We start from the raw sequence: 24,011 nt of genomic DNA, 5'->3' as shown, positions 1-24,011 counted from the left end.
TCGGGGCCGGGCGTTCGTCGTTTGTCAGGCCGCGGCGCTGGCGGGGAGGCCGGCCTCCCCGCCAGTCCCAAGCGTCAGCGGGCCCGGTACGACAGGATGAGCTTCACCCCCTCGAGCGTCGACCGGTCTCCTTCGTAGACCAGGTCCCATGTCCCGGCGGCCAGCCCCGGTGTGGGCAGGAGTTTGCCCTCGGTGAGGGCGAGGCGGGCCTCGCCGTGGAGGAGGAAGCGTCCGGAGCCTCCCGTGTAGAGCGCGTACACCCCGGTGACCGCCCGGCCGACGATGCCGGGGAACAGGTCGGCGGTGAGCGGCAGGGTCAGGGTGCCGTCGTCGCCTTCGGCGAATGCCGACCACTCGTCGGGGAACTCGGCGGCGACGTCGCAGTAGCGGGCCGTGGCGTACGGCTTGAGCATGCCCTTGACGGCGCCGGCGAAGAGTTCGCCGCCCTGTTCCGCGGTGTACTTGACGGTGACGGTGACGTCCGTGAGCTGGGCGGCGCCGCCGGAGGGCAGTTCGAGGCGCCAGCGGGAGACGGCGCCGGTGCCCTCGAAGGGCAGGTAGCGGTCGTCGTCGTAGCGCAGGTCGAACAGGCCGTTGTTCTCCTTGTACTCCTCCAGGTGCGACAGGGTGATCTGCTGGCCGCCGCGCCAGTCGGCGCGCAGGGTGGCGGGCATGGGGCCCTTGGGGTCGAGCAGGTACTTGACGGCCTTGGGATCGGCCTCGAGCACGGTTCTGCTGTCGAGCTGGGTCAGCACGGCGTTGAGGCCGAGCTTGCCGTCGGAGCCCGTGAAGTCGACGGAGACGGTCTTGATGCGGCGGCGGTAGTGGCCGGGGAAGTCGCGGTCGAAGAGGGATTCGGTGAGGGCGAACTCGCAGCGTCCGCTGGTGCGCAGGTTGAGCGCGGCGAGCGGGTCGAGGGCCAGCAGCGACACCTTCCTGGTGATCTCCAGGCCGCGGCGGTCGGTTTCGAGCCAGGCCTTGCCGAGCCGTTCCAGGTCGAGGCCGAGGCTGTCGGCGGCGAGCAGGCCGTTGCGGCGGCTCTCCCAGTAGAGCGGCTGGATGTGGCCGTCGGTGGTGCCGCGCTCGTACTGGTAGGCACGCTCGGCGGAGCGGGCCATCTCGTAGGCCATGGAGTAGGCCTGGAAGTACAGCCCCGACAGCCGTCCGGCCATCCACTGGTAGAGCTGGAGGTTGGTGAACTTGCCGGTCATGAAGGCGCCGACCGCTTCGAGGTTGGCGATCTGCTGGTCGAGGATCTCCAGCTCGCGCTGGGCGACCTTCAGGCGCAGCTCCGAGGCCCTGATCTGGTGGCCGATCTGCTGCACGTCGTTGCGGGCCTGGGCGAGCTGGAAGGTCCAGTCCTGGGCCATGCGTTCCTGGCCGGCGCGGATGCCGAGCAGTTCGCCGATGACGTTGAGCCCTTCTGCGAGAGTGGAGGAGGCCTCGCCGCCGTGGCCGAGGGCCTCGCCGACCTGCTGCCCGCCCTGCTTGCTGCCGGTGATGAACAGGCCGATCATGATGTCGGGCAGGCCGGAGGAGATGGCCGCGCCGGTCTGGAAGGCGGTGGCGACGGCGTGCGCGACGACCGCCGTCGACATCATGGCGAGTTGTGCCTCCTCCAGCGGCAGCAGCCCCTCGTCGATGAGGTGCTCGTAGTGGCTGACGCGCTCCAGCGCGCCCTGCTCGCTGACGCGTGTCTCGCGCAGGTTCGTGGCGGCGATCTCCACCTCGGCCTCGCGCACGGCGCGGGTGAGGGCCAGGATCGTGCCCTCGTGCCGCTGGTTGAGCAGCGTCAGCTCCTCGGAGTCGCGCCGCTCCAGCACGCTGAGCAGGTCGCCGCCGAACTGGCGGAGCTTGTCGACCAGTTCCTGCGCCTTGCGGAAGGTGAAGGAGAAGCGGTGGTGCGGCACCGGCACGGCCGCCGCGGCGGCGATCTGGTCGAGCGAGGCCCCGCCCGCGACGCCGCGCACGAGGGCCATCACGTCGATCGGCGGCTCGAACAGCGGCAGCGGACGGCTGACGCCCATGATGTCGAGCGTGGCCCTGATCTTGCGCAGCCGGTCCTCGACCCGGTCCCAGTACTCCAGGAACACGCTGTTGGCGGGCACGTGGAAGTACGGCCCGGCGACGCTGGCGTGCACCTGCCCCGTTCCCTTCACCAGCTCGGGTGGCAGCCCGTTGGCCGGGGGCAGGGCGCGGATCTGCTCGTAGGTGAGGGCGTCCGTGACGGGCCGGGCGCCGAGCTCCTCGGGCGGGCGCTCGCCGAGCAGGTCGTAGGCGAAGATGTACAACATCCTGGCCTCGTCGACGCTCTCGGCGGTGTACTGCCGGAACAGCAGGTCGCCCCAGTCGAGCAGGTTGTCGACGTAGGCCATGACGACGGCGCGCCGGTAGGCGCCGGGGCGCAGCTCGGCGATGGTGTGCGGGTCGAAGGGGTCGTCCGCGTAGGCCTTGAGCAGCGCCCCCCTGTCGCCCATGAGGGAGTACTGGTAGCGCAGCCTGCCGAGCATGGCGAGCCGTTCGCCCAGGCCGGGCCGCGCCTCGGCGGGGACGGCCAGCCCTTCGATCTTGGCGGGAAGCGTGCCCAGGTAGGTCTTCTCGGCTTCGGTGAGCTCGCGGTGGTGCTGGAAGGCGGGGGCCATCGGCTCCACCTTGGCCAGGATCTCGTCGAGCCCTTCGATCGAGATCGCGAGCGCCGCCAGGTCGTCGCGGCACGACTGGATGAGCGCCTCGACGTCGACGGCGAGGAACGGCAGGAACCGCCAGTATCGCGGCTGGGTGGGATCGAAGACGTATTCGTACCAGGTCCTGGCGTCGTCGAACCGCTGGGCGGTGTTGAGCGCCTGGGCGATGAGCGTGGGCGCGTGGAAGAAGACCTCCCAGTAGTAGAGGCCGTTGCCGCTGTTGAAGTCGAGGTGGGAGCTGGTCGGCACGCCCTGTTCTGCGGCCGAGGCGGTGACCTTGATGGTGGTGGGGCCGGAGTCGGCGGTGCTGAAGGCCGGGAGCTCGTCGAGTTCCTGGATGGACGGCGAGAGCAGCGCGGGCACCCCTCCTTCCAGCAGCGTCTTGTTCAGCTTGTAGGCGGTGCTGGAGGTGAGCCTGATGACCTCGTGCGGCAGCGCGGCGATCTCGTAGGGCCGCTGGAACGTCCCGGCGGCGTAGGTGACGTACTTGGCGCCCGTGAACAGGTAGAGGTCGCCGGCGTCGAGCACGCCGTCCATGCCCGTCTCCCAGCCGGCGGGCAGGCCGCCCCAGTTGCCGGCGACGGGGGAGTAGTCGAGCGGGGAGGCGAGGCTCTGACCGGCTTCGAGCACGGCGTAGTCGGTGCCGCTGAGGACGTAGCGCAGGCCGGAGCGCTGGAAGACGGCGCGGATCCGGCGGTCCATGGCCCGCGGGTAGGTGGGGTCGGCCAGGAGGCCGGGCAGGCCGCCGGTGAGCGTGTAGGCGACGTACTCCTGGTTTCTGGCCAGGTAGAGCACGCCGTCGGCGACGTAGGCGGCGTCGACGCCCTCGTCGGTGATCGCGGTCCTGGCCACGCCGAGTTCCTTGATGGGCGACGGATCGCTCTGGACGTACTCCCTGGGGCTGTTGCCCCGCCTCGGCCTGGGCGTGATGGACAGGTAGGTGTGGGCGTCGTTGTCGAAGAAGTAGACGGCGTCACCGTGGCGGAAGGGCGCGCTGACCGGGGCGGAGCGCGGCAGGCCGTCCTGGTTGTCCTTCAGCTGGATGGGCCCTTCCGCGCGCCCGTCCCAGCGCCGGTAGGTCTCGCCGGTGACGACGAGGACGGTGTCGCCCTGGAACAGGAGCGCGTCGACCTTGGTGAAACCGAGCGCCCACTGCGGCTGGAAGGGCTCCAGGGTGTGGCTCTGCCGGGTCCTGCGCACCCACTGCCGGTCGGGCGAGTGGTAGTACTCGGTCCCGTCGGAGTCGACGGCCGCGGCGGAGACGGAGCTCCACTGCGGGAAGTTCTCCTCGTTGTCGGCGATCTTCTTCGGGTAGCCGGGATCGATCCTGCCGAAGGGGGCGCCTGAGTAGCGGTAGTAGTTCTCGCCGGAGAACAGGTAGAGCCGGCCGTTCCTGACGATGGCGGCGTCGACCTCGGCCTTGTCGTCGTAGAGGGGGGTCGGGACGTGTCCCCAGCGTTCGGCGGTGGCCGGCTTGCTGAGCCGTAGCGCGCTGGGCCGGTCGGCGGGGAGCTCCACGTAGAAGGGGCCGGAGCCGTTCTCGCCGGTGTTGTTGAAGAAGTACCGCAGCCCTCCCGGCAGGGCGACGGCGGCGTGGATCGGCGACCACGCCGGCAGCCGGTCGCCGTTGCCGCTCAGGTTGCGCGGCGTCTCCTCGGCCGCCTTCGGCGGGGTGATCGGACGGCACAGGAAGCTGCCGCCCTTGTGGTCGACGCTCACCCACGCGCCGCTCTCGGCCTCGGCCGGCATCGCGAACCTGACGACCTTGGCGAGGTCGACGGGCTCGGCGAAGATCCGGTCGAGCCGGGTCTCGCGCACCGGCTCCGGCACGCCCTGGGCGCGGAAGGCGTACAGCTCGGGGGTGAGCGCGAACGCCGGGCTGACGCGCTTGGGGCCGAAGGGGGTCCACACCGTGTAGGAGCAGGTGATCAGGATGGTGTCGTGCGTGTCGCCGCTCGGCCCCGGCACCGTGGCCGACGCCTGGACGTACAGGGTGGGGTTCCACACGGGCGCGTTCTGCACGTCCTCCAGCGGCAGGACCTGCGCGGGCACCCATTCGCCGTTGAGGTTGCGGAAGGAGTAGTTGACGCGCACGCGCTGTTTGGGCGGCGGCGGGGTGATCGTCCGGGTGTCGCCGGTCTGCTTGTCGGTGAGGGAGGTCGTCGCTCCGGGCTCGGGGGCGACGGGTTCGATCGTCGGCCAGAAGACGAAGATGCGGCCGAAGGCGTGCACCGGGTAGACCTTCTCGGACTCGATCTGGGCGTCGACCTTCATCCACGGCGCCCAGGTCGCCGACAGGCGCTCGCCGTCCCTGAACTCCGCCTCGCGGCAGTAGTGGCGCCTCGGTTCCGTCCTGGTCCGGCCGAAGAGCACCAGCCGCCGGGTGCCTTCCTCGGCGCCGTCGGCGGTGTAGACGTAGCCGCCGGTGATCGAGAGCCGGGAGACCTCGGTGTACTCGTCGAGGTAGCGCTTGTAGGCGCGTTCGACCTTCTCCTGGGTGATCTCACCCTGGAGCAGGTCGTCCTCCAGGTCGCGGAAGGCGGGCGTCTTGGAGCCGCGCAGCTCGGGGCGCAAGTAGTTCTCCGGGTAGAGGAAGACCTTCCTGTTGGCCTCCCACATGCGGTAGTTCTTCAGCCAGCCCCACCAGGACTTGATCTCCTGCTTGCGCTGCTCGGGGCCCTTCTCCAGGTCGAGCAGGTAGCGGTGCACGTAGAGCTGGGCGGCCGCGATGGCCTCGCGCACGCGTGAGGTACGGCCCTGCCCGCCCATCTCGACGTCGATCAGCAGCCGGTCGTACAGCTCGCGTGCCGTACCCTCGGCGGTCGAGACGAGGGCGTCGCGCTTGGCGACGTTGAGCTCGTCGTGGACGGCGGCCGACAGGGCGGGCCACTCGCCGGTGAACAGCCGTTCCATGATCCCGTAGAGGGCGGTGTTGGCCGTCGCGAGGTCGGGGGTGGTGGCGAAGGCGTGGCGCCAGACGCCGCCGTGGAGCGCGGAGGGGGCCTCCCCGATCCGGTCGCTGAGCTCGAAGAGCTCGACCAGCCGGAGCATGAACTCGATCTCGAAGCGGTCCTCCTCCCTGCGCACCGGCGGGGCGCGGTGCGCCGAGGCGGCGATCGCGTGGGCCTCGGCGGTCAGCAGGGAGGCGTTGCGCTTGGCCCACCTGATCTCGTCGGCGTCCCAGCCGAACAGGCTGCTGAGGTGCTCGTACGGGTCGTCAGCCGCCGCGAGCAGGCCGTCGGGCACGCGTCTGGCCAGCTCGATGAAGCGGGTGATCGTGTGCACGTCGCTCAGCCGGTAGTCGGCCGTGCCGCCCCAGCGGTGACGGAAGCGCTGCGGGTAGGTGCGGTCGACCTCGTGGAAGCCGTCGGAGTAGCGGACGTACTCGTCGTCCTTGCACAGGTAGGTGCGCTCCTCGAAGACGAAGGCGCCGTCGATGCCGGACTCGAAGCGGTCGGGCACGTCGCCCCAGTCGTCGCGGACCGTGCGCGGGTAGCCCTCCTCGACGACGTCGAACCGGCCGGGACGGTAGCGCACGTACTGCCCGCCCTTGAAGGCGTACAACTCGCCGGTGGACGCGGCGAAGGCGGCGTCGACCAGCTGGTGGCCGGAGTCGGCGAAGGCGTTGCGCACCTTGCCGAACAGGCTGGTGACGGGCTCGGGCTCGGACCTGCCGACCCGCTGGCACAGGGCGCCCTTGATGAGGTGGACGGTGCCGTCGGGGCCGCGGAAGGCCGCGTCGAGGCCGTCGGCGAACTCCGCGGGCAGCTCCTCCTGCAGGCGCAGGTCGAACGCCAGGTGGGGGTCGATGGTGCGCGGGTAGCCGTCGTCGGCGTAGGCGTATTCGGTGCCGGTGTAGCGCACGTACTGGTCGCCGGAGAACAGGTAGGTGTGGACGCCGGAGACGATCGTCGCGTCGACCTTCTCCCTGTCGACGATGGTGTTCCGTACCTTGCCGAAGGCGCTCACGTGGCGCACCGCGCCCGCCTCGCGGGAGACGACGTGGACGGAGCCGCCCACGAGCAGGCACGCGGTGCGGCCGGTGGCGATGGCGGCGTCGACGGTGCGGCCGGTCACCGCGTCGTCGAACGCCTCGGGCAGGCCGGAGAACGCCGCCTCCTTGCGCAGGTTGCCGACGATCTTCCGCGGATATCCGGGATCGACGTAGCGGTACTCGGGGCCGGTGTAACGCACGTACCGGTCGCCGGCGAACAGGAACGTCGTGCCGTCGCCGAAGACGCAGGCGGCGTCGATCGCGGCGCTGTCGTCGTCGGCCACGAACGGGTTGGGCGACCTGCCCCACCGGTCGCGGATGACGGCGAGCGGGGCGAACCCGTGCCCGTCGTGGCGGGAGTACTGCTCGGACAGGAAGAAGTACGTCGAGCCGTCGGGCGCGGTGAAGGCCGTCCGGAGCGCGTCGCCGTCCTCCCTGCTGGAGGCCAGGGTGTGCTCGAAGCCGGGCCACAGGCGCTCGATCGGGCGCGGGTAGGACCAGGTGCCGGTCCTGTCGTCGTGCTGCAGGCACTGCTCGCCGTACAGCAGGAGCATGGTGCTGCCCTCGAACAGGACCGCGCTCGGGACGGGGTGGCCGGGCACGCGGTACTGCTCGGGCACCTGCCAGAAGTCCTCGCCGGCGCTGCCCGGCTCGTCGTCGGGCGCGGTGTAGGCCGCGCCCGAGTAGACGACGTACCGCATGCGCCCGTCCTCGCCGGGCGACTCGAAGACGTACGTCTTGCCGCCGCGCACGTAGGCGAGCGCGACGTCGTGCAGGCCGCCCCAGTGCTCGGCGATCGGCCGCGGCTCGCCGTCGATGGTCAGGCCGGGGCCGTCGGCGGCGTAGCTGACGAACTGGTCGCCGCTGAACAGGTAGGTCCTGCCGTCCCTGCCGACGAACGCCGCGTCGACCGCGTTGTCCTGGTAGATCGTGTTGCGCGGCCTGCCCCACTCCTCGGCCAGCGGGTAGGCCTTGTTGAGCCGGGCGTTGAGGCACCTGGGCCCCTTGAACAGGTACGCCGTGCCGTCCGCGCCGTGCAGGACCGCGTCGAGGCCGCTGCGGAAGTCCTCAGGTACGGCACGCAGCAGCCGGGGCGTGACCTCCTGCGGCGCGGACATCATGCTCCTGGCCGCCTCGACGGCCGCATGGTGCTTCCATCCGCCGGCGTCCTCGGCCAGCAGCGTGCCGTCCTCCACGAACGCGCAGCTCACCCCCGCCAGCGAGCTGTCGTCGTAGCGGCGGTAGAGGCCGTCGGAGACGACGTGGCACAGGGAGTCGCGCACCAGGTAGGCGGTGCGGCGGTCGGCGAAGGCCGCGTCGACGCCGTCGAGCGTGACGTCGAGCGCCGCCATGCCGGGCTCGCGCGACAGCTCGGAAAGGGCGGCGGGGTAGCCGTCCTGCACGTGGTCGAGCTGCGTGCCCAGGTATCGCACGTACTGGTCGCCGGAGAACAGGTAGGTGTAGGTGTTGTCGACCGCCCGGCCGTCGACCTGCTCGGTCACGGTCCTGACCAGCGCGGCGTCGACCCGGCCCGTCCTGGCGATGCGGTTGACCACGTTGCCCCAGTACGCGGGGACGGAGGCCGGGTAACGGTCGTCGGCCCTGGTGTAGTCGCCGGTCGAGAAGCGGATGTAGCTGTCGCCCGAGAAGACGTAGGTCCTGCCGTCCTTGCCGACGAACGCGGCGTCCACCTTGGTGAAGGGCAGCAGGCTGTCCCAGTGCCCGGCGATGGTGCGCGGCTCGGACCACCAGCGGTGGCGGGCGTCGGACACGACGAACTGGTCGCCGGCGAACAGGTACGTACGGCCGGCGCCGTCGGTGAGGATCGCGTCGATCACCGCGAACCGGGGATCGGCGGCCAGCGAGGCGGGCAGGTTCCACCAGTTGTCGGAGACCGGCTTGGGATAGCCCGCGTCGGCGCTGCCGTAGTCCCTGGTGGAGTAGCGGACGTGGAAGAGCCCGTCGTCGGCGTGCACCTGGATGTGCAGCGGGTTGCGGCGCAGCGTGAGCGCGATGCCCTGCTCGGTGGTGACGTGCCAGACCCGGTGCTCGTCGGTGCCCTCGGCCGCGACCGTGGCGGTCTCGGCCAGGGTCAGGCCGTGCTCGGCGCAGCGGCGGCGCAGCGCCGGTGACAGGCGGCCCGCGTTCAGCTCGGACTCCTGCACGAGCGGCACGTCGAACAGCCGGCCGCCCCGGCCGAACAGGTAGGTCCTGCCGTCCGTCACGAAGGCGGCGCCGACCGTGCGCAGCCCGCCCCAGTCGCCGGCGATCCGCCTCGGGTAGCCGAGGTCGACGACCGCGTAGTCGGCGCCGGAGTAGCGGATGTACCTCTCGCCGCTGAACAGGTACGTCCTGCCGTCCATGCCGACGAACGCGGCGTCCACGGAGCCCCGGGTCAGCACGTCGGAGAGCCTGCCCCAGCGGTCGGCGGTGTCCTGCGGCATGCCGACGCCCGAGGAGAAGAAGGAGACCGTCCTGCCCTCCTTGAACAGGTGCACGATCCCGGTGCCCGGCTCGGTGAGAGCGGCCTCGACGCCGGTGCGGAACTCGCCCGGCAGGTTGGGGAACTCCGACTCGATGCGGCGCGGGTAGCCGTCGTCGACCCGCACGCCGTCGTTCTCGACGCTGTCGGTGTAGCGGATCACCTGGTCGCCCTGGAACAGGTAGGCCCTGCCGTCCGGTCCCGTGAACGCGCCGCCGATGCCGGAGCCGTCGAAGGTGTTGCGGATGCGGCCCCACCTGGCCGAGATCGGCTGCTCGGCGCCGCCGATCTCGTAGGAGCGCCCGCCCGCGAACAGGTGCACGCGCCCGTCGGCGTCGTGGAAGGCGGCGTCGAGCGCCCCGGTGAACGCCTCGGGCAGGGCGGCGTCGTGGCCCTCCGCCTGCCACCACTCGGCGACGACGCGCGGGTAGCCCTCGTCGACCGTGGTGAAGTCGGGGCTGGAGTAGCGGATGTACTGGTCGCCGCTGAACAGGTAGGTCCTGCCGTTCTCGTCGACGTAGGCGCTGTCGATCCTGCGCGGTGCGTCGAAGGTGTTCCTGACCTTGCCCCACAGCTGGTCGCGCGGCGCCCACCGGATGCTGCCTGGCTCCTTGACGAACAGGCGGGAGGACTCGCCTTCGCCGCCCGCGCGGCCGATGATCCACTCCGTGCGGTCGGGGAAGGAGAAGGCGGCGTCGATCGAGGTCAGCCCCGTGAACCACGCGGACAGGTCGGTCAGCGGCCGGCGCTTGGAGTCGAGCAGGGCGTAGGTGTCGGCGGAGTAGCTCCAGTAGGCGTCACCGGCGAACACGTAGATGCGGCCGTCGGAGCTGCGCAGCACCGCGTCGACGGCCGTGACGCCCGGCGGCAGGGCCAGCGGCTCGGGGTACTTGCCGGTCAGGTCCTGGTCGTGGAAGGCGACGGCGACCTCGGCCGCGCTCATGCCGAGCTTGGAGGCCAGCAGGGCGAAGCGGCGGATGCGCTCGTAGGCGGCGGCGAAGTGCGGCTCGCCCAGCCGCCGGGGGACGGCGATGACCGGCGGGACGAGGATCTCGATCGCCTCGGGAAGCCCGCCGGTCACGCCCTCGCAGATCGCCGCGACGGTCTCGGGGGGAACGCCGAAGGCGTCGGCCAGCACGGAGGTGAGGGCGTCCTGCTGGCGGCCGGCCAGCTCCTCCAGGGAGCCGGTCACCTCGTCGATCGCCTCGGAGAGCTCGACGGCGACCGCGTGCAGCAGGAAGAACACCTCGCGCTCGAAGTCCTCCAGGCCGGGCAGGGCGAAGCGGATGACGTTGGTGGGATTGGCGAAGAACGGGATCGCCTCGGCGGGGACCGACATCGTGCCGGTGAGCGACTGCGCGGCCATCAGCTGCTCGGCGAGGGCGTCCTGCTGGTCCTGGTCGAAGCCGAGCTCGGCCAGCGCGTCCGGGTGGATCCGGTAGGGCCGCTCGTCCTGGGCGCACTCGGCGACCCTGCGGGCCACGATGTCGGTCTCGGCGGCGGTGAACCCCTCGCCGAGCGTCTCCACCTCCGACACCAGCCAGCCGTCGTCGAGGGCGACGCCCTCCATCGCGGCGATCGCCCGCTGCGCCATCACCGCGTCGGCGACCTCGGCGAAGTCCTCGGGGGCGAACGTGAGCAGGGCGGTCTCCAGCTCGGCGACCTGCCGCTTCATGGCGTCCAGGACGGTGAGCCTGTGCGGGTGGAACTCGGGCGGCAGGGCGAGGTCCGTCAGTTGCAGATCGGCGATGGCCCGCTTGTCGAGGTAGGCGCCGTCGTCGTCGATGTAGCCGTTGAAGCGCAGCCCGTCGAGCAGCCTGGCCAGGCGCGCCTCGCCCAGCCGCAGGGAGGCGAAGAGCCCGGGGTCGAGGGGGAGCGGCTCGGCGCGGAAGGCGTCGATGCGCCCGCGCAGGACGGCGAGCACCTCGGGGGAGGCGTCGGACAGCTCGGCGTTGACGCGGAAGTCCTCGAGGTTGGCCTCGTCGGCGAAGAAGGCCGGGTCCTGGACATTGCCCTGGTCGTCGATGTAGCCGTGGTGGATCAGGTTGTCGTACAGCTCGTCGAGCTGAGCCTGCGTCAGGTTGCCGACCGTGGCCAGGTCGGAGGGGTAGAAGGTCGAGGTGCCGTTGCCGACGCTGTTGATCAGCTTGAACAGCGCCTCGGTGAAGGAGGCGAAGTCCCGCTCCAGGACCAGCGCGTAGTCGGTCTCCGGCAGGTGCTCGACGACGAGCGTGTTGTCGGCGCGCAGGCGCCCGCTGAACACCAGCTGGGCATGGATCTTGCCGGCCAGGCGCTCGCCGAGGCCGAGACCCGCCAGGTCCTCCTCCACGATCATGCCCAGGGAGGTGACGGCCTCGTACGCCGCGGCGGTGACGGCGGCGGGATCGAGGTTCAGCAGCCGGGCGTCGCGCTTCGACACCACACCCTCGGAGCGCTGAGCCAGCACGTCGTGGACCACCTGCGCGGCGCGCTGCCCGAAGCGCTCGCTCGCGAAGGCGGACGGATCCATGGAGACTTCCTGGAACCGCTGGTCGAGGCCGTCGAGGACGGTGGCCCGGTCGTCGCCCCCGCCGGGCCCGCTGCCCAGGACGTCGGCCAGTTCCTGGGCGCCGAAGCCGCTGTCCTGCATCCACCGGCTGACCGCGAGCAACGTCTGCGCCAGCCACAGGCCGGAGGCAGGGTCGCCGCCCTCCAGGATGCGGTAGCAGTCCTGCGACGTCGGCTCGACGCCGCCCAGCACGGAGAAGGTCGAGTGGCGCCACAACGACGGATCGCTCTCCAGCACGGCCAGCAGGTCGAACAGCTCCGACGCCGGCATGCCGAGCGCCGCGGTGAGCCTGCCCACCCTCCGCAGCAGCGCGATCTGCGCCGGCCCGGCCGGGCCGCGGTCGAACGGGCTCGGCTCCAGGGCGCCGTACCTGTCGCGGTAGCGGCGCACCGTCTCGACGAGGTCGCTCTCGGCCGTCTCGATCGCGATGGCGAGCCTGCGGCGGTACTCCTTGTTGTGCGGGCCGAGGATGTCGCCCGAGGTGGCGGGCAGATCGTCGGGAACCGGCTCGACCGCCGCCACCAGCCCGCACACGCCGTCGACGGTGAGGTCGTAGCCGCGCCGCAGGTGCACCACGACCGCCGTGGTCCGCAGCGCCGCGGCGTTGATCTCGCCGCCGCAGCAGGTCGTCAGCACGCGGTCGAGGTCGCCCAGGGCGAGCCCGGTCCACCGGGCCAGCCGGACGATCCTGCTGACCCGGTCGTACCAGCCGAAACTGGTGCCCAGCAGCTCCGTGCCGTCCTCCGAGACGGTGACCGGCCCCGTGCCCCGGTTGGCGTACGACTCCTTGGCCGGGCGCTCGGTGTCCTCCGGCTCACCCAGCAGCTCGCGTAACTCCAGCGCCGACAGGCCCGTCAGTTGCTTGAACGTCTCCACCTGCGCCAGCGGGGTCAGCTGGTCCTGCGGCGTGAGCCCGTAGAACGCCTTGATCCTCGCCTCGTCCGCCGGCGACGTCAGATGCCTGACGGCGTCGGCCGACAGCCCCAGGAACAACCGCGCCACCGTGTCGGCGTCCGCCACCGGCGCGAAGATCCGGTACAGCTCGTCCGGCCCGGTCCGCAGCCGGCGCAGGTAGGTCTTGAACCGCTCCTCGTCGAGCGAGAACGGCATGCCGAACGGATGCTCCAGGCGTCGCATCACCTCGTACGGCGGGCCGCCGGCCAGCTTCTCCAGCAGCTCGACGACGACGTCGAGATACGGCGACTCGGCGAAGGTGTTCTCCCCGTCCAGCAGGATCTTCTTCAGATCGGCGCGCCGGTCGTCACCGAGCAGCGACGGCTGCTGGAAGACGTTGTCGATGAGCGCCAGCAGCTCGGCGAGATAGGCGCCGGGCGAGTAGACCGTCCTGGCCTCGTCCTCCTGGCGGCGATCGAGTTCGGTGTCGTCGAAGAGCTCTTCGTAGCTCGGCAGCGCGTCGTTGCCCGCCATGCGTTCCCCCCTCAAGGAAGCCTGTTTGAGGGTGGACCGTTCCAGGGAACGGTCCACCCCCAGAGATACAAGCTCAGAAACGGCGTCATGAATATGGCGGAAGAGACACCTGTGCACGCTGTGTCCGAAGAAGGACGATCGGGCGTCAGCGAGATTTGCTGGGGGGGAACATGAAGAAGCACACGAGCGGCAGCAGCAGCAAGTCCAGACGCAAGACGACAACCACGACACCACGACGCACGAAGTTCGCATCGAGCACGACACCGTTGTCGGTGACCAAGCATGACGTGTCCGTCGGCTCGGCCTCGTTACCGAAGTCCTGGCAGGCGTTCAGGGCCAAACCCAACATCACGACCGCCAGAACGATCGCATCCGAGCTGCAGAGCATGCGGCCTGCGGCCGCGAAACCCGTCATGAAGCTCATCGCCGACCAGCTGGCCGAGCTCTCGCCGAAGGATCGCAGCTCGATGTCGCGGCTCATCATGGCCGAGCTCATGACCGACCAGGCCCGCGACTTCCTGAAGGTCACGGCGACGACCCGACTCAAGCATCCGGTCGTCGAGATCCAGCAGGCACCCACGGCCCAGCACGACAACCCGGCCCATTACCTCGACCTCGTGCCGCCGAAGAACCTCAAGAAGGCGGCCACGCTCCCGAAGTCGTCGAAGATCAAGGATCCGCAGCTGCTCAACGCCCTGGATCTGTACACCGCCGACGACCGAATGGTGAAGCTGGCCGCCCTGGAGCAGCGCACCGACAACGTGGCCGACGCCTCCTCCATGGGCCACCTGAAGCAGGCGGCGCAGTTCGTCGCCGACCTCAACAGCGGGAAGGTGGCCTACTCGGCGAAGCGGCGTGAGGAGCTCGCCGAGACCGTGCAGGGCACGAAGCAGGCGCACCTCGCGAGCCAGATGGGGTTCAGGAAGGCCCCCACCCAGCGCGACGACGTGACCAGCCTGTCGACCCAGAACGACATGGTGACCACCTACTGGCGCTCCACCTTCGAGAAGGCCGTGCCGGCCTTCGTGAGCGGGCTGCAGACGAAGGTCAAGATCGAGGAGGGCGACTTCCTGGTCAACAGCCCGCGGGTACTGCGCAAGATCGAGATGCTGCTGGGCACGGAGGTGGCGAAGAAGCTCACGGTCGAGCCGCTCCAGGGCAGGGCGGGCGTCAGCGTGCTCAAGGGGACCCAGGCGGTCAAGGACATCCTCTGGCCCTCCGTCCTGCACGAGCTGGGCTCCGCTCCGTCGGCGTACCAGCTCTACGAACTCATGGACGTGAGAGAGAAGGCGCCCCCGACCAACTTCAAGGTCGACACCCGGGCCGACCTCATCCAGCTGATGACCTCCAGCGCCTTCTCCCAGCTGCAGGAGATCGCCAGGAGTTCGCGCCAGCTGGCTCCCGTGTGCGCCATGGTCGAGAACCTCGTACTGGGCTTGACCGACGAGCTCGGACCTGACCGGTTCGACACGCTCACCGCCAACGCCATGAAGTCGATGGCCCAGCTGCTCGACATCATCGTGGCCAACGAGCACAACCCGACGGTCTCCATGCGAGCCGTCGACCTCATGATGGACGAGATCGGCCTGGTGGTCGCCGCGGCGAAGAACTACAACATCATCGACTACCGCGACACGATGAGGGCCATCACGCTGGAGCGGGCGCCCAGCATCGAGCCGCTGGTCACCAAAGAGACGATCCAGCTCGACAACCGCCTCGTCTCCAGTGGCATGGATTCGCTCAGCACCGCGTTGCACATCGCCCTGAGCGCCCGCGGCCACGACAAGGTCGCCCGCCCGACCGACAAGGTCGACTACTTCGAGACGGGCATGCTGCTGGAGCGGCTGAAGAAGGGCGAGACGGTGGCACCGGCCAGCGACGTCCTGGTCGCGGCGCTCAACCCGAGCACGCCTTTCGTCCCCGCAGACGCGGGCAAGCTCGTGAAGGACGTCCAGCACGCCGTCTCGCAACGCAAGAAGGGCGACCCGCCGTTCGCGCTGATCCTCGACACCACGATCCAGCTGCCTGGCAAACCGCCCAAGGACCCGACCCAGCTCGACGAGGTGCTCGGCGGGCTCAAGGAGCAGATCGCCAACGGCAGCCTCGAGGTCTTCCTGTGCAAGAGCTTCCAGAAGTACGCCTCGTTCGGCACCGGCAAGGTCTCCGCCGCCGACCTGACGATGCTGTCCAAGAAGGGCAACCTCGACTCGGCGTTCTCGCGCGCCGAGGCCCTGCTGACGGAGATCGATCTCGACCTCGCCTCGCACGACGAGGCACAGCTCGTGATCCACATGCTCCGCCACGGGCACCGCGACGAGCTGTCGCTGATCACCCACGCGGCCGAGAACGCCAAGTTCGTCGACGCGTTCTGCTGGCCGATCGAAGCGGACTACGCCCAGGGCTCCAAGTACGTCGACGGCATCCCGCTGCTGCTGCGCTCCACGCCCACCGGCCGGGTCGGCTCCCTGTTCGAGCACCTCGTTCAGGTCGACCTGCGTGACAGCTTCTCGTTCCTGCGCACGTCGTACGTCGCCGGAATTCCAGGACCGTGGCCGGAGCCGACCACGGAGAACATGTACGTCCGCATCAACACCGGCCACGAGCCGAAGGGGACGATGGTCGAGAACTTCTACGCCTTCGGCCACCTGTCGAGCAACCTGCTCCCCGGCGCGACGGCCAAGAGCGGCGACCATGTCGACCTCGGCATGCTGGCGACGTCAGTGGTGGCCAAGCACCTGCGGCAGGTGCCGATCGCCGCGCAGACCGACCCCGTGGTCAAGCAGTACCAGAACAACATCATCGCCTCGTACTGCGCGTTCGGCCTGCAGAACGCCACGCCCAAGATGGGCATGATCAATGAGACCCTCAAGTTCTTCGCGCACTCCGCGGAGGGGGTCTCCATCGAGACCCAGCGCTATCTCGCCCGCGAGCTGTTCACGTTCTACCAGACCAGGGCGGCCCCGACCGACACCGAGCTGCTCGCGGGGCTGTGCAACGCGGCGCTCGTCCTTCCCGCCTCGGAGCTCAAGGCGTTCGCCGCCAAGCTCAACCTCACCAAGGCGGGCGACTCGAAGGAGGCCCAGCTGCTGCGCGAGATCGTCGACCGCGCCAAGCGCGTGTAGCTCAGGGAACTCGCCGCGCCGTCCCGACCACGATCAAGTCGTGCGGCGGCGCGGCGACGTCCATCCTGGTCATCGCCCCGGTCGTGACGTTCGCGGCGTGGCGGAAGATCGCTGTCATGTGCCCGCTGCGAGGAGGCTCTCCATGACCTCGCGCGGAAGGCCGGGGTGGGCGGCCGCCAGCTCTCCTGCCCGGTGGTCGTCGAGGCAGGTCAGCAGCGCGGCGGCCGAGGCGTTGGGGTGCCGGGCGACCTCGCGGAGCACCTTGCGCACGGGCGGGCGATGGCGGGTCAGCTCCTCCAGGAGGGCGGGCGAGGCGTCCGGGTTCGTGGCGACGGCGGCGGCGACCATGGCGCCGTGACGGCCGATCATGGCCCTGAGCTGGGTGTCGGAGAGGCCGGGGTGTCCCGCCACGGCCTTGACGACCTTGGCGTCGGGATCGGCGGCCAGGGCGTCGCGTACGGCGGGCGGCAGGTCGCGGCGTGCCGCGACGAGCATGCGCAGGACCGGGTTCGCCGAGGCCGCCAGCTCCTCGACCTCGGAGCCCGAGGCGGCCGCGATCCGGGGCAGGAGGGTGGCGCCGATCCTGGTCGTCCGTGAGAGGTCGTCGAGGACGGCCGGCGGGATCCTCGGGTTGCCGGCCAGGTCGCGCCTCACGAGGGGATCGGGGTCCTCGGCCAAGCGGTGGATCAGGGCGTCGCCGATGCCGGGGTTGGCGGCCAGTGAGCTGCGGACCCCGGGTTCCGGGCAGGCAGCGAGCTGCTCGTAGATCTCCTGGGGGAGGTCAGGGCGCTGGGCCAGCTGCCGGCGGATCAGCATCGACGGAGCGTCCGCGAAGCGGAGCAGGACGGCGGGCGGTGTCGACGGGTTGGAGATCGCCCTGAGCCGCAGCTCGTCCATCGTCGACTCGTGGGAGCCGTCGCACGACGCGCCGGGGCGCAGGTCGCAGTCGAGCCTCGGGCACCCTGGGTCGTGCACGTACGGCGTGGACTCCCGGTCGCAGACCAGGCAGTGGAGCGGCGGCGGCAGGGTGCCGCCGGTGACGAGGGTGGCCAGCACCTCAGGAGGCGCCGACACGTTGACCGCCACGGCGCTGCGGACCTCGGCGTGAGGATGCGCTGACAGCCGGGCGGCCAGATCGGGCCCGGCCCACAGGGCGAGTTCGGCGACGACCTGGACATCCTGGTCGCCGGCGAGAAGCTCCTGGATCCCGGCCGGCAGCCCGGGGCAGGCGGCCAGCCGTTCCCGGTGGGCGGGGTCGGCCGCCAGCGCGGCGGGCCATGAGGGCAGGCCGGCGCCCTCGGCGAGCAGGACGAGGGCGGCGTCCGGGCGGGTCGCCGGGTCGACGGCGTCGAGCGGCAGGAGGCCGCGCTTGACCAGGCCGGGGAGCACCGACTCGTCGCGGGCGGCGAGCACGCGCGCCTGGGAGGGGGTGAGGTCCTCGCGGTCGGCCAGGACCGCGGCCGTCCACTCGTCGGCGGAGGCGATCAGCCTGTCGACGAGATCGGCCGGCAGCGCCGGATTGGCGGCCACGGCGGACACGAGGTCATGATGCCGGAAACGCCGGCTCAGCGATCGGCCCATCGGGTCTCGTACGGCTTGAGCGTGACGTCCTTCCCGTCCACCTTCGCGCTGACCTCCTCGTCGGACGTGTTCACCATCACCAGCTGCTGGGCCTGCGCCAGCACCTTGACGCGCTCGTCGGAGGCGGCGACCTCCTCCAGCTCCGCCCCGGCGGGGAACCACTTCACGAAGTTGCTGATCAGATCACCCGCGCCGCGCGCGGCCCCGTCGGAGGGGTTCCACATGCACCCCTTGCACGCGCCCGACTTGGTCTGCGGGTTCCAGTACAGCGCGGTGGCGGCGCCGCCCCGGGCGAACTCCATCATGGACACCGCCTGGACGGCGACGCGCATCTGCTCGGGCCAGTCGGTCGAGCCGTCCTCGGGCATGAAGTAGAACTCCGACCACCACACCGGCAGGTTGCCGGTCTTGTCGCGCAGCCACCGGGTCACGTCGGCGAACTTCTGCGTGGCGCCGAACGCGTCCGGCTTGAGCTGGTGGTCGTCGGTGGGCGAGGCGCCGTCGACGACGATGAAGTCGGCGCCCTTCTTGTTCTTGTTCCAGTAGTCGAAGGCGTCGAGGACGAGCTGGTCGACCGCGCCCCACGGGCCCGCCAGCGAGGAGGCGTTGCCGCCGTCGCTGCGCACGCTGTGGAAGCCCATGTACGGCCCGCCGATCTTGGCGTCGGGGCGCACCGCCTTCACCGCGTCGTAGACCTTGTTGTACATCTCGGTGTAGCCCTCGATGTCCGGGGGCCGGGAGTGGTCGGGCCAGAAGCCCTTGAGCTCGTTCCACACCATGAAGTACTGCACGTGGTCGTAGCGCTGGGCGACGGTGGCGGCGAGCTTGGCGAAGTCGTCGAAGTGCTTGGGCTCGGGGGCGGCCTCCAGGTGCTCCTTCTCCCAGGAGGTCTGGCCGGCGGGCCCGCCCTTCATCCAGTCGGGCGCGCAGCACAGCGTGATCAGCGGCAGGCCGCCCGACTCGTCCATGAGGCGCATGCGGCTGTCGAGGTCCTCGAAGTTGAACTCGCCCGGGTTCTCCTCCGGGTTGCCGACTCCGAAGCCCATGATGTGCTGGTTCTGCAACATCGGCACCCGCGACAGGGTCTCGGAGGCGCCGCGCAGCAGCCGGTCGTCGCCGTTGTTGCCGCTGGTCTGGGTGTGGGTCAAACCCCAGCGCGGCCAGTTGGCCGCCACCGGGGGCGGCTCGGTGCGCGCGCGTGGCTGCGCCGTCTCGGTGACCTTGGGCTCCGTGGTGCCCTGCCCGGGAGAGGCGGACCGCGCCGCCGCGCACCCGGTCGCCAGCGCCACGACCGTGATCGCCGCCGCCAGCCTGGCGCCCCATCCCATGTTGAGTTTCACTTCGACTCTCCGCTTCCCCACCACCAGGAGCGTGACATGCACTCCCGGATAAAGACCAGGTGGAGGGCCGATTTCTCAGCCAACTTTAATGAACGCCGCGGGCGACTAGGCTCGTTCGGGACAGCTAGGGAAAGGGAGTGACGGCATGGCGATGACGGGGGCCGAGACCCGGCGGTTATGGGCTGATTCCGGCGAGGCGAGGGTGTGGGTCTCACCGGGGACCGATCTCGTGACGGCCCTGCTGGGCGTCTGGTTCGGCGTCGGGCTGATGATCGACGCGTGGGCGCACTCCAACCCCGAGCTGGTCGGGCTGGAGACCTTCTTCACCCCGTGGCACGCGGTGTTCTATTCGGGCTTCGCCGCGGTCTCCGCGTGGATCGTGTGGCAGGTGTGGCGCAACGTCCGCACCGGCAGGCAGGGGCTGGCGGCCGTGCCACAGGGGTACCTGGCCGGACTGCTCGCCATTCCCGCCTTCGCGACCTTCGGCCTGGCCGACATGATCTGGCACACCGTGCTCGGCATCGAGACCAACATCGACATCCTGTTCAGCCCCTCGCACCTGGGCCTGGTCTCGACGATGGCGCTGATCGTCACCACCCCGCTGCGCTCGGCGTGGAAGGCCCCCGACGTGGGCGAGCGGCCCTCGCTGGGCCGGCTGGTGCCCGCGGTGCTCGGGCTGGCGTTCGCGAGCACGCTGGTCTCGCTGTTCCTGTCGTACGGCGACGCGCTCCAGTGGGGCCCGCGGGGGATCGTGGGCGCGTTCTCCGGCGCCGACTTCCGGGGCGGCCCCGACCAGTTGGCCACCGCGATGGTGATCAGCAACGTGGTGCTCACCTCGGCCGTGTTGTTCCTGGTGCGGCGGTGGAAGCTGCCCTTCGGGGCGCTGACGCTGTTCACGACGGTCTTCATCCTGATGTCGGGCGCGCAGACGATGTTCGGCAACTGGCCGATCCTGCTGGGAATTGTCGTGGCCGGGCTCGTCGGCGACCTGCTGGTGCTGCGGCTGCGGCCCTCGGAGTCGAGGCGGGGCGCGTTCTGGACGTTCGCGGGGGTCTGGTCGTTCCTCACCTGGTCGATCTACATCGGGGTGGCCTCGGCCGCCGCCGGGGCGTTGCCGCTGGTGCCGGAGTTGTGGACCGGCGCGCCGATCGTGGCCGGGCTGCTCGGGCTCGTGCTCGGGGTGCTGATGCTGCCCGACGCCCGCCGTCCATGAGGCGGTTGTGCTGCCTGCTGGTCGTCTTCCTGGTGCTGGCCGGGTCCTCCGCCCCGGCGGCGGCGCACGTCGTCTCCGCCGGGGCGGACCTGCGTGTCGCCCTGACCATCGCGGGGTCCGAGCTGACGGTCGTGGTCGAGGGCGTGCGCCGGGTGCCCGCGCCGCTGCGCGTCAGCGTCGAGACCTACGACGGGACGGCGCCTGAACGGCTGACGCTGGAGCTGCGCTCGGTGACCGACGGCCGCACGACGAAGGGCGAGGTACGGCCGGGCGGCACGGCGCCGAGCGACGGACCGCCGGGTGGCGCTGCGACGGGCGAGGTACGGCAGGGCGGCACGGCGCCGGGCGACGGATCGCCGGGCGACGGATCGCCGGGCGACGGATCGCCGGGCGACGGATTGCCGGGCGGCGCTGCGACGGGTGGCGTACGGCAGGGCGGGGCGGTGGAGCTGCGGGCCGAGGAGGCGGGGCCGTACGAGCTGAGGCTGAGCGCCGGGTCGGAGAGCGCCGTGCTGCCCTTCCGCGTGCTGGTGGAGCGCGGCGCGAGCTGGGAACTGCTGATCTACGGCGCCCTGCTGGCGGCGGCGCTGCTGGCGGTGGGCGGCCTGCTGACCGGGGCGGTGGCGCGCAGGCGCGCGGGCATGCTGCTGTCGGCGGGCATGGCCGCCTCCGTCGCGGTCGCGGCGACCTTCGTCGTGCTGGAGCCGTACCTGCCCGCCGCCGACCCCGACGGCGCCCAGCCCACGGCGGGGCCGCGGCCCTTCGCTCGCGCGCTCGTGACCACGATGCCCGCCGCGCCGGTGGCCGGTCAGGACTACACGTTGCGGCTCGACCTGGTCGACGGCGCGACGGGCGTGCCGGTGGACGACCTGGCCGTGCATCACGAGGCGCTCGCCCACCTGGTGGTGACGAGCCAGGACGGCGCCTCGTTCAGCCACAGCCATCCGCTGCGCACGGCGCCGGGACGGCTGGAGGTCACGCTGCGCGCCGAGAGGCCGGGTCGGCACCTGGTCTACGCCGAGCTGGAACGCCAGGAGTCGGGCGGGCAACTGCTCACGGGGGAGTTCACGGTCGCGGGCGGAGGGGAGCGAGGAACAGACGACACGAGCCGAGGCGAGCCGGGCGAGGCCGAGCCCGGCGGAGGCGACCCGAGCGGCGACGAGCGGGGCGGAGGCGAGCCGACGGCGCGGTCGGTGGGTGGTGTGCCGCGGTTGGTGCCCGCTGTGCCGGTGGCCGGGCGGCCCACGACCGTCGAGGTCGACACCGTGGCGGCGAGCCGCCCCTGGCTGGGCATGGCCGGGCACCTGATCGTGCGCAGCGCCGACGGCGCGTTCCTGGGCCACGTGCACGAGATGGGCGCGGGCGGCACGACGTTGCGCTTCACCTTCGGCTTCCCCGCGCCGGGCCGCTACCTGGCCTGGGCGCAGTACGCCACGGCGGACCGGATCGTGACGACGCCGTTCGTGGTGGAGGTGCCGCGGTGAAGCGCCTGCTGGGCGTGCTCGCGCTGGCGGCCGTGACGGTCGCCGTGTTCGTGCTGGGCCGCGGCGGCGACCCGGTGAGCGTGGCCGTCACGGGCGCCTCCTACGCCGTGCGGGTGGAGATCGGCGGCGAGGTCGAGGTGCGGGTGACCTCGGGACGGGCCGAGACGGTGACCATCGCCGCCTCGATGCCGTCGATGGGTCATGCGGCTCCCGAGGTGCGGGCGCGGCCGGCCGGGGCGGGGCGTTTCGTGGCCGGGGGCGAGATGTTGTCGATGGCGGGCCTCTGGCAGCTGTCGATCCGGCTCACGGGACCGTCGGGGGAGGAGACGCTGACGGTGCAGGCGCCGGTCAGCGTCGCCAGGTGAAGCGGGTGGCGTTGGCCGAAAGGTCATCCCAGGCGAGGACGCGGCGGGGCTCCAGCATCCACTCGTGGGTGGCGGGCGGGGCCCAGCCGTACTTCTCCTCGGTGACGCGCAGCACCTCGTCGGTGATCGGAACGAGCACCGCGCGGCCCTCGACGATGATCGAGGCCTTGGTGTCCTCGACGTGGACGACGACCTCCTGGTTGACGGCCATGTTGCGCTGGTGGACGGTCTCGGGGGAGCCGCCGAAGTAGAACGCCTCGCCGACCCACACCCCGTCGATCGGCACGGAGTGGGGGCGGCCGTCGGGGCGGGTCGTGGCCAGCCAGAAGCGGTGGGCGGCGCGCAGGCGCTCGAGCACGGTGCTCCACTCCATCGTGCGCGTCGGCGTGCCGTACGCCTTGGGCAGGGTGATCGGGCCGATCTCAGGTTCCATGGCTGCCAGTGTGACGTCGGTCACCGACAGTTTCGACCTTCGGCTACATCGGCCGGCGTAGTGGCGAAGCCGCCCGCGGGCCGATGCCCCGGGGGCGGGGCGCGGGCGATCGTGGGGGCATGAGACCTTTCCGATTCGGCGCCGTCGGCGGCTTCGCCCCGACCGGCCAGGCCTGGACCGCGTTCGCCCGCCGTACCGAGGAGCTCGGTTACAGCACGCTGCTGGTCCCCGACACGCTCAACACCTTCTCGCCGTTCGCGGCGACGGCGGCGGCAGCCGCCGTCACGACGCGGTTGCGTGTCGGCACCTACGTCGCCAGCTCGCCGATCCGCACGCCCGCGACGGTCGCGTGGGAGGCGAGCACGCTGCACCGGCTCTCCGACGGCCGCTTCGAGCTGGGCCTGGGCGCGGGACGTCCGATGGGCTGGGCGGACGCGGAGAAGCTCGGCGTGGAGTTCGGCACGGCCCAGCAGCGGCTGGCCAGGGTCGCCCAGACCCTCGACCTGGTGCGCGAGGTGCCGATCCTCATGGCGGCTTCGAGCCCGGCGGCGTTGCGCCTGGCCGCGGAGCGGGCCGACACGGTGGCGCTCGCCCTGGCCGCGGACGCCACGGAGGAGCAGCTGTCGGCCAAGCTGGACGAGCTCTACGAGATCGCCGGCGACCGGTTCGGCGAGCTGGAGCTGATGGTCAACCTGGCGGGCGTGAACGGCGTGCCGGCGTGGATGGACCCGTCGACGGCCGGCATCGGCGTCTTGAGCGGCTCGGTCGAGGAGATGGCCGACACCCTGGAACGGCGCCGCGACAAGCTGGGCATCTCCTACGTGTCGGTCAACGGGCAGTACCTGGAGCAACTGGCGCCCGTGGTGGAACGTCTGGCAGGTACCTGACAGCAGCTGACAGGTATGACCCATAGCTTGGACGACATGAGCGCAACAGGCACTTTCGTGATCGACAGCTGGGAGCCCCAGCCGCCCGTGGCCGACCAGGACGGCATCGCCGTCACCCAGGTCACCCTCCGCAAGACCTTCCGCGGCGACCTGACCGGCAGCAGCGTCGTCTTCATGACCATGGGCACCACTCCGGTGGAGGAATCACGGACCTACGTGGCCATTGAGCACGTCACTGGCGAGCTGGACGGCCGAAAAGGTAGTTTTCTGCTCCAGCACACGGGGATCAGTGATGAGGGGGAACAGTCGCTGCGTGTCTCGGTGGTGCCCGATTCCGGCACCGGGGAGCTGACCGGGCTGCGTGGCGAGATGCGGATTCACATCGCGCCGGACGGGAGTCATTCCTACACGTTCGACCGATGAGTTTCTCCGCTCCGGCTGGTCTACCTG

At 70.8% G+C, this 24,011-nt stretch carries 11 protein-coding genes; 6 read left to right on the top strand and 5 right to left on the bottom strand.

Annotation, left to right across the window (positions count from 1 at the left end):
- Positions 1-74: 74 nt before the first annotated feature.
- Both ACIBH1_RS33935 and ACIBH1_RS33930 read right to left on the bottom strand, forming a co-directional pair.
- Complete coding sequence (locus ACIBH1_RS33935; RefSeq protein WP_397318077.1) at positions 75-13,136, bottom strand: hemopexin repeat-containing protein; 13,062 nt, start codon at positions 13,134-13,136, stop codon at positions 75-77.
- 145 nt (positions 13,137-13,281) lie between these two features.
- Positions 13,282-13,620, bottom strand: a complete 339-nt coding sequence (locus ACIBH1_RS33930) for a hypothetical protein (RefSeq protein WP_397318076.1) — start codon at positions 13,618-13,620, stop codon at positions 13,282-13,284.
- On the opposite strand from ACIBH1_RS33930, the gene ACIBH1_RS33925 reads away from it, so the two are divergent.
- On the top strand, positions 13,604-16,258 hold the full coding sequence (locus tag ACIBH1_RS33925) for a hypothetical protein (RefSeq protein WP_397318075.1): 2,655 nt from the start codon (positions 13,604-13,606) through the stop codon (positions 16,256-16,258). The genes ACIBH1_RS33930 and ACIBH1_RS33925 overlap by 17 nt on opposite strands.
- Before the next feature lie 114 nt (positions 16,259-16,372).
- Here the strand turns inward: ACIBH1_RS33925 and ACIBH1_RS33920 are convergent, their stop codons facing one another.
- Both ACIBH1_RS33920 and ACIBH1_RS33915 read right to left on the bottom strand, forming a co-directional pair.
- Positions 16,373-17,797 (bottom strand): hypothetical protein, encoded by a 1,425-nt coding sequence (locus ACIBH1_RS33920; RefSeq protein ID WP_397318074.1) that lies wholly within the window; start codon positions 17,795-17,797, stop codon positions 16,373-16,375.
- Positions 17,798-17,823: 26 nt separating this feature from the next.
- The gene (locus ACIBH1_RS33915; protein ID WP_397318073.1) at positions 17,824-19,179 is read right to left on the bottom strand and encodes a xylan 1,4-beta-xylosidase; all 1,356 of its coding nucleotides are present in this window, start codon (positions 19,177-19,179) and stop codon (positions 17,824-17,826) included.
- Positions 19,180-19,324: 145 nt separating this feature from the next.
- Between ACIBH1_RS33915 and ACIBH1_RS33910 the strand changes: the two genes are divergently transcribed.
- From ACIBH1_RS33910 to ACIBH1_RS33900, 3 genes are read left to right on the top strand one after another with little or no spacing between them, the layout of a single operon-like run.
- A complete protein-coding gene (locus tag ACIBH1_RS33910) occupies positions 19,325-20,392 on the top strand; it encodes a hypothetical protein (RefSeq protein ID WP_397318072.1) in 1,068 nt (355 codons plus the stop codon).
- Entirely contained in the window at positions 20,389-21,876 is a 1,488-nt protein-coding gene (locus tag ACIBH1_RS33905) for a hypothetical protein (RefSeq protein ID WP_397318071.1), read from the top strand. Before ACIBH1_RS33910 ends, ACIBH1_RS33905 begins: the two co-directional genes overlap by 4 nt.
- The gene (locus ACIBH1_RS33900) at positions 21,873-22,241 is read left to right on the top strand and encodes a hypothetical protein (protein WP_397318070.1); all 369 of its coding nucleotides are present in this window, start codon (positions 21,873-21,875) and stop codon (positions 22,239-22,241) included. Before ACIBH1_RS33905 ends, ACIBH1_RS33900 begins: the two co-directional genes overlap by 4 nt.
- Here ACIBH1_RS33900 and ACIBH1_RS33895 read toward each other — a convergent pair.
- A complete protein-coding gene (locus tag ACIBH1_RS33895; protein ID WP_397318069.1) occupies positions 22,225-22,674 on the bottom strand; it encodes a pyridoxamine 5'-phosphate oxidase family protein in 450 nt (149 codons plus the stop codon). The two genes, ACIBH1_RS33900 and ACIBH1_RS33895, sit on opposite strands and share 17 nt — an antisense overlap.
- A gap of 119 nt (positions 22,675-22,793) precedes the next feature.
- Here ACIBH1_RS33895 and ACIBH1_RS33890 point away from each other — a divergent pair, with 119 nt between their 5' ends.
- Positions 22,794-23,561 carry an LLM class flavin-dependent oxidoreductase gene (locus ACIBH1_RS33890; RefSeq protein WP_397318068.1) on the top strand — a complete coding sequence of 256 codons (768 nt, stop codon included), beginning with the start codon at positions 22,794-22,796 and terminating at the stop codon, positions 23,559-23,561.
- A 36-nt stretch (positions 23,562-23,597) separates the two neighbouring features.
- Positions 23,598-23,984 carry a DUF3224 domain-containing protein gene (locus ACIBH1_RS33885; protein ID WP_397318067.1) on the top strand — a complete coding sequence of 129 codons (387 nt, stop codon included), beginning with the start codon at positions 23,598-23,600 and terminating at the stop codon, positions 23,982-23,984.
- Positions 23,985-24,011: the final 27 nt, after the last annotated feature.

The sequence above is a fragment of the Nonomuraea sp. NPDC050663 genome, from assembly GCF_044456985.1.
In the GTDB taxonomy this organism is placed as follows: Bacteria; Actinomycetota; Actinomycetes; order Streptosporangiales; family Streptosporangiaceae; genus Nonomuraea.
The sequence above is the reverse complement of the archived record's forward strand: the minus strand, read 5'-3'. Positions and strand labels throughout refer to the sequence as shown.